Below are 12,701 nucleotides of genomic sequence, written 5' to 3' on the forward strand. Positions count from 1 at the left end.
TTGGATCTGCGCGACTATTCCCGGATCGGCAGGCGCGCGGACCAGCCCGGCGACCATTCCCTCGACGACATTCTCGGTCGTGCCCTCCGGCGCGCGCCCATGCCGGACGGGTTCTCTCTCTCTGTCCATGGGGGCGGCAGCCTGCACGGCCCTGCGAACGAACTGACGCTGCTCTTCGCAGCGCTGATCTCGAATGCGGTCAAGCATCATGACAGGGGGCACGGTGCGATCACGCTGAGTCTCGGCCCGGGACCGATGCGCCCGTGCGAATTCTCCGATGACGGGCCCGGCATTCCGCCGCGCTTTCACGAGCCGGTCTTTGACATGCTGCGCACGCTGCGACCGCGCGACCAGTGCGAAGGCTCCGGCATGGGGCTGCCGATCGCGCGCAGGATCGTCACGCGGCTCGGTGGCGAGATCGCCATCAAGCCTGCCACCACCTCCGAGCAGAGGCGCGGCACCACTGTTGCCTTCACCCTGCCCGGGCAGGCACCGGACCGTCCTGCGCGGATGAACTGATCCACGGGATCCTTTTCCGGAGCGGGGGACGGGTATGGACAGAGACAGAGACAGAGACAGAGACAGAGACAGAGACAGAGACAGAGACAGAGACAGAGACAGAGCTTCCGCGTCAGGCCCCGCCGCACAAGCGACGAAGTCACATGTTGCATGACTGGCCAGGCGATAGCCGCCCCAAGCCTCGCAAGCGGCCCGTGCGAGCTGTCCGGCATCGCCTTCCCAAGGCCCGGTCCCGCTGATCAACCGTGCAGACGTCCCGATCTTTTCTGGCCCCCTATGGTCCGGACAACTTGCCCAAGCATTCCCCCGGGACAAGAGGGCCCCCAGGCCGCTCCGCGGTCGGCAGTCCATCGCCCGCTGCCCATCAGAGCCGATCCATCGCCCCCCCTGTGCCACAGCCAGTCCCGCACTGCGGCCCGGTCCCCCCTTCCCAAAACCCGCCCGCCCGTCCTATAAGCCCCCGGAAACCCGGAGGCTTCCATGCGCAACGCCCAAGTGACCCGCTCGACCGCAGAAACCGACATCCATGTCGTCATCGACCTTGACGGCACGGGCCAGTACGAATGCGACACCGGCGTGGGCTTCTTCGATCACATGCTGGATCAGCTGTCGCGCCACTCGCTGATCGACATCACGGTGACCTGCAAGGGCGACACCTTCATCGATGATCACCACAGCGTCGAAGACGTGGGCATCGCGCTCGGCCAGGCGCTGACCAAGGCGCTCGGCGACAAGCGCGGCATCCGGCGCTACGGCGATTGCCACCTGGCGATGGACGACAGCCTTCTGCGCGCCGCGCTCGACCTGTCCGGGCGGCCCTACCTGGTGTGGAACGTCGACTTCCCGACCGACAAGATCGGCAGCTTCGATACCGAGCTGGTGCGCGAGTTCTTCCAGGCCTTCAGCACGCACGGCGGCATCACCTTGCACGTTGACAAGCTGCACGGGCTGAATTCTCACCACATCGCCGAGGCCGCCTTCAAGGCCGTCGCCCGCGCCCTGCGCGTGGCAGTGGAAAGCGACCCGCGCAAGGGCGATGCCATCCCCTCGACCAAGGGCACGCTCTGAGGACAGAGGTGCTGGGGGGCGCTGCCCCCCCGCTCGCGGGCCCCTCGATGGGGACTGCGAGCGCCCCCCGAGCCTGCTCGGGACAGATGAAGCAGAGCCGGGCCAAGACCCGGCGGAGGCAAGATCCATGCTGACCGTTCTGATCGACTACGAAAGTGGCAACCTGCACTCGGCCGAGAAAGCCTTCCAGCGCATGGCGCGCGAGGTCGGCGCGGGCGAGGTCATTGTCTCGTCGCGCCCCGAGGACGTGGCGCGGGCCGACCGCATCGTGCTGCCCGGTGACGGCGCCTTCCCGGCCTGCCGGGCCGCCCTTGCCGGGGCCGGCGCGGGGTCGGTCCTGGAAGCCTTGCGCGAGGCCGTCGAGGTCCGGGGGCGCCCCTTCCTCGGTATCTGCGTCGGCATGCAGCTGATGGCACGGACAGGCCATGAATACGAGGAAACCCAAGGGCTTGGCTGGATCGACGGCGAGGTGACGAAGATCACCCCCGAAGATCCGGCGCTGAAGGTTCCGCACATGGGCTGGAACGACCTCTTCATCGACCGGCCGCATCCGGTTCTGGCCGGGATCGAGACCGGCCAGCACACCTACTTCGTGCACTCCTACCACATGTCGGTCTCGGATCCGGCGCAACTGGTGGCCCATGTCGACTATGGCCAGCCGGTCACCGCGGTGGTCGGCCGCGACACCATGCTGGGCTTCCAGTTCCACCCCGAGAAGAGCCAGCAGACCGGCCTGCGGATGATCGCCAACTTCCTGACCTGGGCCCCCTGACCCTGTTCGGACGCCAGCCTGTGCGCCAGTCCGCGATCTCCGCGACCGCCACCTCTGGGTTCAGCGCGGTGACATCCAGCTCCTGAAACCGCTCGGTCGCGGCGCCCTGCAGGGGCTTGTCCTGCCGGTGCGTCCGCGTCGCACACCACCGGCGCAGCGGGCCGGATCGGCCATGCGCCAGCTGTTCTCGGACCGGTCGCAGAACAGTTGCCCCTCCAGAGCGGACCGCGTCGCTGCGACGGGCACTTCAGCCGGGCCCAGGTCTTGGCCAGCCTGGGCGACAGGGTGGCGTCCGGCTTGCAGGCCAGCCAAGATCCCCGACACCTTGCGCGGCGGGCCGCGATCGGCAAATCGGTGGTCCCCCAGGTGGTGCGGCCAGATGGTGCGGATGATGATGAAGAAGGACCCGGCCTTGGCCCCGGTTCAGCACGAAGGCGGTGCTGGAGGCCGGGTGGACGTCCAGCAGCCTGCCCCCAACCGCGCTGCCAGGTTGCGCCCTTCGGCCAGCTGGCCGACGCTGGCATGGATACTGGGAGGCGGGATCATTTCTCGGGCCTTCAATGCCCACCCCTTGGGGGCCTGGCTTCGGTAAAACCTGCCTTCGGAAACTGGCGCTTGCAAATCTGCCCTTCGATGAGAGCGCCCACACCACCGGCGCACGATCAAGGATCACGGGACGGATACAGGTTTGCCCCGGGCTCACAGGCCACCAGCAGGGCCATGAACGGTTTGCACTCCACGTGACAATCGGACCGCTGCCCGTTGCGGAGCACCCGTTGCACCATGCAACCCGATGCAAGCGGTCCAAACAGAAACCGGCGGCCTTGCCCCGGCGTCCGGCCCGCTACTCCACCCGGGTCCAGACCTGGCTGTTGCAGATGATCCCGGCGCAGCCGCGCACCGACAGCCGGTCACCCTCGAGCTGCATCTCGGCATCGACCACCTTGTCGATGAGCGGCACGTAGACCTGCCCCTGATAGGCGCCTGTCTGCACCGGCTGCATGTCACGCAACAGCATCTTGCCGACAGCGCGCGTGGTGATCGGTTCGCCTTCGGGACTGAAGGCCCGCTCCAGCCGCCCGCAATAGGCAGCGCCGCAGTTGCGGATCACCACGTACCCGGTCTGCCCCTTGCGATCCGGAGGCGAGGCCCAGGTGCCCAGCACCGTCTCGGCGGCCATGCCCGGCCCGGCCATCCAGACCCCGACAACGGTGGTCAATGCCACAACCAGCGACCTGCGGCCTTTGGGCCCCCTGCGGCCCCTCACGACCTCATGCATCTTTCTCTCCTTCTGGAGCTTTCATCCCGCGACCCGATCCTGCATCCGGCATCCGGCATCCCTCCGGGTCACAGCTCTGGTCGGTCCATGGCGTAGAACTCTAGGGGAGAAGCGTTGCCAAACCCGGAAAGGTTCCTTCTCGAGGGGCGCATCCGGCGGGAAGCTGCCGATTCCGGCGCTCTTTCGCGTCAGATCCCGCTGAAATGCCGCCTGACCCGCCGCGAAAGGGCCAGAACAGAAGGCCCCGCCGCCGGAGAAACCGGGGCGGGGCCCGAGTCGTTTCCTGAGCGATCACGTCGCCCGAGGGTCAGCGCACGCGGGTCCAGGTCTGCTTCTTGCAGATCGGACCGACACAGCCCGCCACCTTCAGCACATCGCCCGACAGCTCCATCTTCGAGCGGTAGACCTTGTCGGTCGAGGGCTGCCAGATGCGCCCGTCGCCATAGGCGCCGCCGCCCTCGGCCTGCATATCCCAGACGATCGGCTTGCCCTTGTTGGCGCTGTCGTATTCGCCGCCCGAGTTGAAGGTACGGCTGATCACGCCGCAGAGCGCGGCACCGCAGGGGGCGAAGGTCACATGGGCATAGGCGCCGTCATCGGCCTCGGTCTTCCAGACGCCCTCGACCGGGTCGGCGGCCAGGGCGGGGGTGGCCAGCAGCGCCAGCGCAAGGCCGGCACGGAGATGTTTCAACATGATGATCCTCCCATCGTTCTCCTCCGCCCTCATCCTGCTCATGCCCCGCTGCGCCGTGCAAGCGCTGCCGACCGTGACCCTGCGTTACGCGCGCGTCAACCGATGCGGGGCACCAGCCGCAGGCTGACCGGGCGGTGATCGCTCAGCATGCCGCGCCCCAGCAGGGCTTCGGCCTCTTCGAAGGCCAGGTGCTCGACCCAGCCCGAGCGCGCCCGCGCCACTAGCGGCGAGGTCCCGCCCGAGGTCAGCGCCTGGGTGAACAGGATGTGGTCCAGCAGGATGTGCTCGGACCGTTCGGGGTCGAGGTCATCGCTGAACTGCGCCGTCCAGCGCAGGTGGTCAGGCTGGTCGAACAGCGCGTGGTTGAGGAACTTGCGGGCGAAGAAGACCTCGCCCTGCAGGTTCGAGATCAGGTCGTGCAGCAGGTACTCGCGTTCCATCACCTCCTTGCCGGGACCGTCGTTCAGATCGCCCAGCACGATGATCGAGGGATCGGCCTCCTGCTGGAAACGCCGGTCGATATAGGCGCGGATCACCAGCGCCAGGGATCGGCCTCCTGCTGGAAACGCCGGTCGATATAGGCGCGGATCACCAGCGCCTCGGAACTCAGCTTGACCCGCGCCTCATGGGCCTTCGCCATGAAGCGCTGCACCGCCTTCGAGGCCGCGATATAGGAGTCCAGATCCTGACCCGGCTTGCGCTTCGGGATGCTGACGCCGGTGTACTTGCTCTTGAGATGGGCACCGATCACCTCGTGCCGGGCTCCACCCCACTGAAAGCGCAGCACCTGCGGCTCGCGGTAGAAACGATGCGTGCGCCGCTCGGCCACGGGCACGTCCCTGACGTCGCCGAAATCCTTCAGCCGGGGCGCCGAGACCTTCCAGCTGCCACCCGGTCGGATGCTGTCCGAGGCCTCGGCGCAGAAGGCCCGCCAGGTCTCGACGGGCACCAGTTCGGGCTGGGTCAGGTCGGAGATATCCTTGTGGACCAGGAACCACATCCACTGACGCCCCTCGATCTGGTAGTCCTCGCCCGGGGGGCGCTGCACAAGGTCGTAGCCCGGCGCGGCGGTGGCGGCAAAGCCCGCCATCGCCTCGGGCCCGCTAGGCGCCTCGCAGAGGAACAGGATGTCCGGCGCCAGCATCTCGATGAACCGCGCCACCGCCGCCACCCTCTGTTGTGCCTCGTCCAGCGACGGCGCCTTGCCGGGATAGAGGCTCTGCCCCGGCTCATAGAGCCCAGAGACCACGCCCCAGTGACTGTCCAGCCATTCCGCATTCCAGGTCGTCAATTTCATGAGAGTACCCTCCGCGTCATGAAATCTGCCGGGGCGCGCTGCCCTGGCCCCACCACGGGTCCAGACTGCGCGCCGGGGACACGGTCGGGCAAGTAAGGGGAACCCCCACTTGCCCGCGCATTGCATTCCATGCCCGCCCCGTGCAAAAGCCGCAGCAACAGCCCCGGGCCGCCCCGGGGCCCTGCCTGGAAGGAGCCGCGCCATGATCCTCTATCCCGCCATCGACCTGAAGGACGGCCAGGCCGTGCGCCTGTTCAAGGGCGACATGGAGAAGGCCACGGTCTTCAACGACGATCCCGCCGCCCAGGCGATGGAGTTCGTCGCGGCGGGCTGCGAATGGCTGCATCTGGTCGACCTCAATGGCGCCTTCGCGGGCAGCCCGGTCAATGCGGCGCCGGTCGAGGCGATCCTGGAACGCTGCAAGGTTCCAGCCCAGCTGGGCGGCGGCATCCGTGACATGGCGACCATCGAGATGTGGCTGTCCAAGGGTCTGGCACGCGTCATCCTGGGCACCGTCGCGGTCGAGAACCCCGCCCTGGTACGCGAGGCGGCAAAGGCCTTCCCCGGCCAGGTCGCCGTCGGCATCGACGCCCGCAACGGTTTCGTCGCGACCAAGGGCTGGGCGACCGAAACCGACGTGCAGGTCACTGATCTAGCTCGCAGCTTCGAGGACGCCGGCGTGGCCGCGATCATCTACACCGATATCAACCGTGACGGCGCCATGCAGGGCCCGAACATCGAGTCGACCGCCGCCCTGGCCAATGCGGTCTCGATCCCGGTCATCGCCTCGGGCGGGGTATCCTCCATCGCCGACCTGCAGGCGCTGAAGACCTGCGGCGCGCCGCTGAACGGTGCGATCTCGGGACGGGCGCTTTACGATGGGGCCATCGACCTGGCCGAGGCGCTCGCGGTGCTGAAGGCCTGATGGGCCGCCGCACCGCCCTCCGCCGGGTCGACCGCATCGCCCTCTGGCTGGTGCTGGCGCCGCTCGGCTGCTGGGTGCTGGCGATTGCCGTCACGCTCGGCCTCACGGCGCTTGGCTGCCAGATCGACGAGGGCTCGGCCCACAGCTGCCCGCTCCTGGGGGTCGAGCTGGCCGATTTCGCCTATTCCACCGGCGTCTTTGCCGCCTGGGGCGGGCTGCTGGTGCTGCCCCTCTCGGGCGGTTTCGCCTTGCTCTGGGGGATCGTCCGGCTGATGCTGGCGCTTGCCCTTCCCAAGACCACCCCGCCCGAGGACCACTGACATGCAAAAGGAAATCCTGGCCGCCGTGCTGATCCTGGTGCCGACCGCCGCCTTCTTCCTCGGCGGCATGGCCCACAACCGGCTGGCCTACTGGATGCTGCGGATCGGAGGGCTGGGCTTCGCCGTCCTGCTCGCCCTGTCGGTGCTGGCCGACAACATCTGCGCCGGCGCCCTGAACGCGGGCTTCTCGAGCTGCGCCGGCAGCGCGGCCTTCGGTCAGGTGATGACCGCCCTGTCGCCGATCATCCTGCTGGGCGTCGTGGGCGCGCTGACCATGGGCCCGCTGATCCTGCTCGCAGCCCTCGGGCTGGAACTTTACACCCGCTACAGGTCCGACGCGGCCTGAGCGCCTTCCCCCCGCCGCCCCGAGCCGCTAGACAGCGCCAAGGACGCACCGGAGAGAGCCATGCTGAAGACCCGCATCATCCCCTGCCTCGACGTGGCCGATGGCCGCGTGGTCAAAGGCGTCAACTTCGTCGGCCTGCGGGATGCGGGCGACCCGGTGGACGCCGCCAAGGCCTACGACCTGGCCGGCGCCGACGAGATCACCTTCCTCGACATCCACGCCACCCACGAGAACCGGGGCACCATGTTCGACGTGGTCACACGCACCGCCGAGGCCTGCTACGTGCCGCTCACCGTGGGCGGTGGCGTGCGGACAGTGCAGGACGTGCGCAACCTGCTGCTGGCAGGCGCCGACAAGGTCAGCTTCAACTCGGCCGCCGTGGCTGACCCGGACGTGCTGGCCCGCGCCGCCGACCACTTCGGCAGCCAGTGCATCGTCTGCGCCATCGACGCCAAGACCGTCGCACCCGGCAAATGGGAGATCTTCACCCATGGCGGGCGCAAGCCCACGGGCATCGACGCGGTGGAATTTGCGAAACTGGTCGCCGCCAAGGGCGCCGGAGAGATCCTACTGACGTCGATGGACCGCGACGGCACCCGCGCCGGTTTCAACCTGCCGCTGACCCGGGCGATCTCGGATGCGGTCTCGGTGCCCGTGATCGCCTCGGGCGGCGTCGGCACCCTCGACCACCTCGTCGAGGGCGTCACCAAGGGCGGCGCCTCTGCCGTCCTTGCCGCCTCGATCTTCCACTTCGGCGATTACACCATCCGCGAGGCCAAGGAACACATGGCCGCCGCGGGCATCCCCATGAGGCTGCAATGACCGAGGCTGCAATGACCGACACGCTCTCCCGCCTCTCTGCCACCATCGAAGCCCGCCGCGGCGCCGACCCGGACAGCTCCTGGACCGCCAAGCTGCTCTCCAAGGGCCCCGAGAAATGCGCCGAGAAATTCGGCGAAGAGGCCATCGAGGCGATCATCGAGGCGGTGAAGAACGACCCCGAGAAGCTGGCCAGCGAATGCGCCGACGTGCTCTATCACATGCTGGTCATGCTGGCGGCGCGCGACGTGCCGCTTTCGGCCGTCATGGCGGTGCTTGAGGCGCGCGAGGGCACCTCGGGCGTCGCCGAGAAGGCCGCCCGCCCCAAGGACTAGGCCGCCCCCTGCCGCTGGCTGACCACCAGAGAGCCGACGCCCGAGGCGGCGATCAGCATCAGACCGGCCAGCGCCCAGACATCCGGCCAATCACCGAAAACCAGCCCGCCCAGCACCATGGCCGACAGAAGCTGGCTGTAGACCAGCGGCGCGATCAGGCTGGCCTCGGCCCGCCGGTTGGCGGTGACCAGAAGGTAGTTCCCCACGGCCGACCCCGCCGCGCTGATCCCTAGCAGCCCCAACAGTGCCGGTGTCAGCACCGGCCAGTCTGCCCCCAGCCCGAAGGGCGTCAGCAGCACCGAACCGACCAGCAGTTGCGAGATCAGCAGGAAGCGCGGCCTGTAGGCCCCCGCCACCAGCCGCGTCATCATCAGGTAGGCGCCGTAGAAGCCCCCCGCCGCCAGGGCGAATCCCATGCCTGCCGTGGCGCCGAAGCCCGGTTTCACCACCAGCATCACGCCCAGGAATCCGACCGCCAGCAGCAGGCTGCGCAGCGGTGCCGGGCGCTCTTTCAGGAAGAGGATCGCCAGCAGGTAGGACACCACCGGTCCGATGAAGAAGGCGCCGAAGACATTGGCCAGCGGCTCTGTCCGCAGGGCGGTCAGGATGCAGCTGATCCCAGCGGCGATGAAGATGGCGCGCAGAACCACGCGCCACCGCAGCAGGTCCGGCAGCTCGGACCGGCTGAGCCCGCTGAAGGGCAGCAGAGCCAGGGCCGCGAGGGCGAAGCGGCTCCAGGCCACAAGGAAGGGGTCGACCCCGGAGGAGGTCATCAGCTTGCCCGCCGTGTCGCCGATCACCACGCTGGTAACCGCCGCGAAGACCAGCAGGATCAGCCCCGCCAGATCAGCCCCGCGCATCGCCTGCCCCGCACCGCCGTTTCAAAGACCCAGCCGTCCCAGCTCGATCGCCGGGCAGCGGTCCATCACCACGTCGAGGCCGCGCGCCTCGGCCATGGCCTGCGCCTCCTGGCTGATCACCCCGAGCTGCATCCAGACCGTCCTGAGCCCCGGCAACGCCTCCAGCGCCTCGGCGACGACCTCGGGAGCGGCCTCGGAGGCGCGGAAGATGTCCACCATGTCGACCTCGGCGCCGAAGGCCGCGAAGACCTCGGCCAGAGAGCCCATGACCGTGGTGCCGAGCGCCTGCGTGCCCGCCTGCCCCGGATTGACCGGAATCACCCGGTAGCCCTTCGAGGCCAGCAGCGCCGCGACCCGGTGGCTGGGCCGTTCGGGCTTGGGCGACCAGCCCACGAGGGCGATCACCTTGGTGCGCTCCAAGATAGCGGCAATCGCCGTGTCACTAAGATCCATGGGGAAGCCTCCTGTTTCGGCGCAGGCTGCGCCAAGCCCGCGCCAGAGGCAAGACCCACCGCGCAGCCCCCTGTTTCCAAACAAAAAAGCGCCCAGGGAAAACCCTGGGCGCAGTGCGGAACGAGGGACAGTGAAAGGAAACATCGGCGTTCCAGGCCGTTGCTTCTGAACGATACGTAAGGTGGCCGTACCGGACGTGAAGAGGGTGTAATAAGAATGTGAACAAGCCCTTAAGTTGCATCGCCTATTCGCGAGGCATTTCCCCGGCCCGTCCAGCCCGCTGCGCCGATCTCTTGTTCCGATCCTCTCTTGCTTCAGCCGCGCGCCGCGTAAAGCGCCACAGCAGCCGCGTTCGACACGTTGAGAGAGCCGAAATCGCTTGCGAAATCAATGCGTACCAGCGCATCGCAGACCTCGCGCGTGCGCTCGCGCAGCCCCGGCCCCTCAGCGCCCAGCACCAATGCGACAGGGCGATCCCTGCGACCTTCCAGCGCGGTCTCGATGCTCTGTTCGGCCTCTCCCGCCAGACCCAGCACGATATAGCCCATCTTCTGCAATTCCAGGATCGTGTCGGCCAGGTTGCGGACCCGCAGGTAGGGCTGGCGTTCCAGTGCGCCCGAGGCGGTCTTGGCCAGCGCCCCGGTCTCGGGCGCGGAATGGTGGCGCGGCGCGATCACCGCCCGCGCCCCGAAGACCTCGGCCGAGCGCAGGATCGCGCCCACGTTATGCGGATCGGTGACCCGGTCCAGCAGCACGAGGCGCGGCGCGCCGACACCCTCCCCCAGAGCCACATCCGGCAGCGAGCCCCAGTCGAGCGACTTCACCTCGAGCGCCGCGCCCTGGTGGACCGACTGCGGGTCGATGGGGGCGGCAAACTTGCGCGGGTCGCTCATCTCGGGTTCGATGCCTGCCTCGGCCACCGCATCGGCCAGCTTGTCCAGCGCGTTGCGCGTGACCACCAGCCGCAGCTTCTCGCGTTTCGGGTTCACCAGGGCATCGCGGACCGCATGCAGACCAAAGAGCCAGACGGTCTCGGCGGCCGAGGCCCGCTTGCCCTTTTCCTTGTCGATCACCCACTGAGGCTTTTTCATCGCGTCTCTCCGGCGGCGCGGCGCCTGTCGCGGCGTGGCGCATCTGTCTGGTATCCTGCACCGAGGGGATCGCACCGGAAACCGACCGTCCACCAGGGTTGCTTTCGCCCCCTTCTACAGGGTTTCGGCCTCCTACGCTGCCCCCGGTGACATCGCAAGCAAAAGGGGCGGATTTTCCTGTTGACGCCCCCGGCCCACCCCGGTAATCACCCGCTCACGGTTGGACGGGGCAGCGCCTCAGACCAATTCGGGCGACGAGCTGCAAGGTGCGGCAGCGGACTGTAACTCCGCCGGGGAGACCCATGCCTGGTTCGATTCCAGGGTCGCCCACCACTCCCCCTCTGTGATGAAATCGGCTGAGCAGGGCCGTCTTTGGCCGGTTCCTGTCCGGCACTTGCTGGTGCTTGGTGGCGGCCAGTGCTGCGGGACGGGGGGAATGACTCCACTACGGGCTATCGCGCTAGCCCCGGGTCCGGTCGTCGCAGGGGCGCGGTCCGAGATCCCGGGACAAGGGGCTGCCCTGCGTCGTCGCGAGGCCGGCAGCTGTGCATGGATCCGCGCAAGCCGCCATCCTTCAGCGGCAGGTCCGGGTTGCCTCCGCCGGGCTGCATCTGCCCCGCGCGATTGGCCCGATCAGGACCACCTGCATGCCAGGCCCCGTCTTCAGCGCGCTTGCGGCCAGTGCTGCGGCAGAGAGCGTGATCGCGACGGGCGTGCCGATCAGCCGCAGCAGCTGCAGCGGCGCTCGGCTGGCGGCAAGTCAAGATCCGCTTCGGTCAGGGGCTGCTCTCCGCGCAGCACCTCGGGCCGCACCTGCAAGGCGTGCGACAACCGTTGCAGCATGTCCGCGCTCAACTCGCCCTGCCAGGGCAGCACACCTTCCAGTCGCGCGATCTGATCTTCGGTCAGACCCGAGCGCTGCGCCAGCCCAGGCCCGTCCATCCCCCGCGCGCGACGCAGATCACCTATCAGCTTGTGTTGCAGGGGCCGCATCATCCTGTCCTCATCGCTTGCGCCGAATGTCCCGGCCCCGGCAGGTCCGCAGGGGCGGAGACGTGCTCGACCTGCAAATACCGGCCCTGTGCCGCCTCATGCAAGCCCCGTCCTGCGGGCCGCGACGCCCCCCCCCCGGGGGGCGACAGGCCCGACACCACAGAGGGGACACGTCTCGATATCCATCCGCCATCGCCCTGCTCTGCGCCACGAGCTGCGGCATTGCCGTGCCAGACCTTCCCAGCGGGACGAGAGGCGACTTGACGGCTTTCATCCCGATGCGGCACAGCAGGGCCATGAGCCAGGCAAACCCCTTCAACATCGTCATCGTCGGCCAATCGGGGCGGCTGCAGTACGAGGCACTGCTCTTCGCCGCCTCGCTGCGCGCCCGCTCGCCCGGTTTCGCCGGGCAGCTCTTCGTCGCCGAACCGCAGCCCGGCCCGCTCTGGCCCGAGGATCCGCGCATCACCGACCCCGAGCTGCGCGCCGCCCTGGCCGAGCTGGACGCCCGGATCCTGCCCTTCGAAAGCCGCCACTTCGGCGCCGCCTATCCCTACGGCAACAAGATCGAATGCCTCGCGGCGCTGCCCGCCGACCGGCCCTTCGTGTTCTTCGACACCGATACGCTGGTGCTGGACGAGCTGAGCGACGTGCCCTTCGACTTCGACCGCCCCTCGGCCTCGCTGCGCCGTGAGGGCACCTGGCCCGAGATCGAGCTTTACGGCCCCGGCTATACGGCGACCTGGCGCAGCCTCTACGACCGCTTCGGGCTGGAGTTCGAAAGCTCTCTGGATCCTGCCTGGCCCGACGAATACTGGCGCCATTACCTCTATTTCAACGCCGGGTTCTTCTATTACCGCGATCCCGCTGCCTTCGGGGCGCGCTTCCTCGACTACGCGCGCCAGATCCGCGACGACCCGCCTGCCGAAC

General features: G+C 68.2%; 16 protein-coding genes, 1 tRNA gene and 1 pseudogene. 10 read left to right on the top strand and 8 right to left on the bottom strand.

Going from position 1 to position 12,701, the window contains the following annotated elements; all coding sequences use genetic code 11:
* The 3 genes from OS124_RS0104080 to hisH all read left to right on the top strand — a co-directional run.
* On the top strand, positions 1-519 hold a 519-nt coding region (locus tag OS124_RS0104080), incomplete at its 5' end, for a sensor histidine kinase (protein ID WP_029375148.1).
* A gap of 480 nt (positions 520-999) precedes the next feature.
* On the top strand, positions 1,000-1,587 hold the full coding sequence (gene hisB / locus OS124_RS0104085; RefSeq protein ID WP_010138073.1) for an imidazoleglycerol-phosphate dehydratase HisB: 588 nt from the start codon (positions 1,000-1,002) through the stop codon (positions 1,585-1,587).
* A gap of 127 nt (positions 1,588-1,714) precedes the next feature.
* Positions 1,715-2,359 (top strand): imidazole glycerol phosphate synthase subunit HisH, encoded by a 645-nt coding sequence (gene hisH / locus OS124_RS0104090; RefSeq protein ID WP_010138074.1) that lies wholly within the window; start codon positions 1,715-1,717, stop codon positions 2,357-2,359.
* Between the two features lie 844 nt (positions 2,360-3,203).
* Here the strand turns inward: hisH and OS124_RS0104100 are convergent.
* From OS124_RS0104100 to OS124_RS23615, 4 genes are all read right to left on the bottom strand, one after another.
* Entirely contained in the window at positions 3,204-3,638 is a 435-nt protein-coding gene (locus tag OS124_RS0104100; RefSeq protein WP_010138076.1) for a DUF2147 domain-containing protein, read from the bottom strand.
* Between the two features lie 307 nt (positions 3,639-3,945).
* Positions 3,946-4,332, bottom strand: coding sequence for a DUF2147 domain-containing protein (locus OS124_RS0104105; RefSeq protein WP_010138077.1), 387 nt, complete (start codon positions 4,330-4,332; stop codon positions 3,946-3,948).
* A 95-nt stretch (positions 4,333-4,427) separates the two neighbouring features.
* A complete protein-coding gene (locus tag OS124_RS23610; protein WP_040606641.1) occupies positions 4,428-4,868 on the bottom strand; it encodes a hypothetical protein in 441 nt (146 codons plus the stop codon).
* Positions 4,865-5,629 carry a hypothetical protein gene (locus OS124_RS23615; RefSeq protein ID WP_040606642.1) on the bottom strand — a complete coding sequence of 255 codons (765 nt, stop codon included), beginning with the start codon at positions 5,627-5,629 and terminating at the stop codon, positions 4,865-4,867. The genes OS124_RS23610 and OS124_RS23615 overlap by 4 nt, the downstream gene beginning before the upstream one ends.
* A 202-nt stretch (positions 5,630-5,831) precedes the next feature.
* On the opposite strand from OS124_RS23615, the gene hisA reads away from it, so the two are divergent.
* The 5 genes from hisA to OS124_RS0104135 are packed head-to-tail and all read left to right on the top strand — an operon-like array spanning position 5,832 to position 8,374.
* On the top strand, positions 5,832-6,554 hold the full coding sequence (gene hisA / locus OS124_RS0104115; protein ID WP_010138078.1) for a 1-(5-phosphoribosyl)-5-[(5-phosphoribosylamino)methylideneamino]imidazole-4-carboxamide isomerase: 723 nt from the start codon (positions 5,832-5,834) through the stop codon (positions 6,552-6,554).
* On the top strand, positions 6,554-6,874 hold the full coding sequence (locus tag OS124_RS0104120; RefSeq protein ID WP_010138079.1) for a hypothetical protein: 321 nt from the start codon (positions 6,554-6,556) through the stop codon (positions 6,872-6,874). The genes hisA and OS124_RS0104120 overlap by 1 nt, the downstream gene beginning before the upstream one ends.
* A 1-nt stretch (position 6,875) precedes the next feature.
* Positions 6,876-7,220 carry a hypothetical protein gene (locus OS124_RS0104125; protein WP_010138080.1) on the top strand — a complete coding sequence of 115 codons (345 nt, stop codon included), beginning with the start codon at positions 6,876-6,878 and terminating at the stop codon, positions 7,218-7,220.
* Positions 7,221-7,280: 60 nt separating this feature from the next.
* The gene (gene hisF, locus OS124_RS0104130; protein WP_010138081.1) at positions 7,281-8,042 is read left to right on the top strand and encodes an imidazole glycerol phosphate synthase subunit HisF; all 762 of its coding nucleotides are present in this window, start codon (positions 7,281-7,283) and stop codon (positions 8,040-8,042) included.
* Positions 8,043-8,053: 11 nt separating this feature from the next.
* Positions 8,054-8,374 carry a phosphoribosyl-ATP diphosphatase gene (locus OS124_RS0104135; protein WP_029375152.1) on the top strand — a complete coding sequence of 107 codons (321 nt, stop codon included), beginning with the start codon at positions 8,054-8,056 and terminating at the stop codon, positions 8,372-8,374.
* On the opposite strand, the gene OS124_RS0104140 is transcribed toward OS124_RS0104135, so the two are convergent.
* From OS124_RS0104140 to rlmB, 3 genes are all read right to left on the bottom strand, one after another.
* Complete coding sequence (locus tag OS124_RS0104140) at positions 8,371-9,234, bottom strand: DMT family transporter (RefSeq protein ID WP_010138083.1); 864 nt, start codon at positions 9,232-9,234, stop codon at positions 8,371-8,373. The genes OS124_RS0104135 and OS124_RS0104140 overlap by 4 nt on opposite strands.
* Positions 9,235-9,255: 21 nt before the next feature.
* Complete coding sequence (locus OS124_RS0104145; RefSeq protein WP_010138084.1) at positions 9,256-9,687, bottom strand: CoA-binding protein; 432 nt, start codon at positions 9,685-9,687, stop codon at positions 9,256-9,258.
* A 314-nt stretch (positions 9,688-10,001) separates the two neighbouring features.
* Positions 10,002-10,778, bottom strand: a complete 777-nt coding sequence (gene rlmB, locus OS124_RS0104150) for a 23S rRNA (guanosine(2251)-2'-O)-methyltransferase RlmB (RefSeq protein ID WP_010138085.1) — start codon at positions 10,776-10,778, stop codon at positions 10,002-10,004.
* A 249-nt stretch (positions 10,779-11,027) separates the two neighbouring features.
* Between rlmB and OS124_RS27275 the strand changes: the two genes are divergently transcribed.
* A tRNA-Tyr gene (locus tag OS124_RS27275) sits at positions 11,028-11,111 on the top strand.
* 387 nt (positions 11,112-11,498) lie between these two features.
* Here OS124_RS27275 and OS124_RS0104155 read toward each other — a convergent pair.
* The gene (locus OS124_RS0104155; protein ID WP_138919424.1) at positions 11,499-11,771 is read right to left on the bottom strand and encodes a hypothetical protein; all 273 of its coding nucleotides are present in this window, start codon (positions 11,769-11,771) and stop codon (positions 11,499-11,501) included.
* A 296-nt stretch (positions 11,772-12,067) separates the two neighbouring features.
* Between OS124_RS0104155 and OS124_RS0104160 the strand changes: the two are divergent.
* A pseudogene (locus OS124_RS0104160) lies at positions 12,068-12,701 on the top strand (hypothetical protein); the annotation flags it as partial.

It is taken from the genome of Oceanicola sp. S124, assembly GCF_000220565.1.
GTDB lineage: Bacteria > Pseudomonadota > Alphaproteobacteria > Rhodobacterales > Rhodobacteraceae > Pseudooceanicola.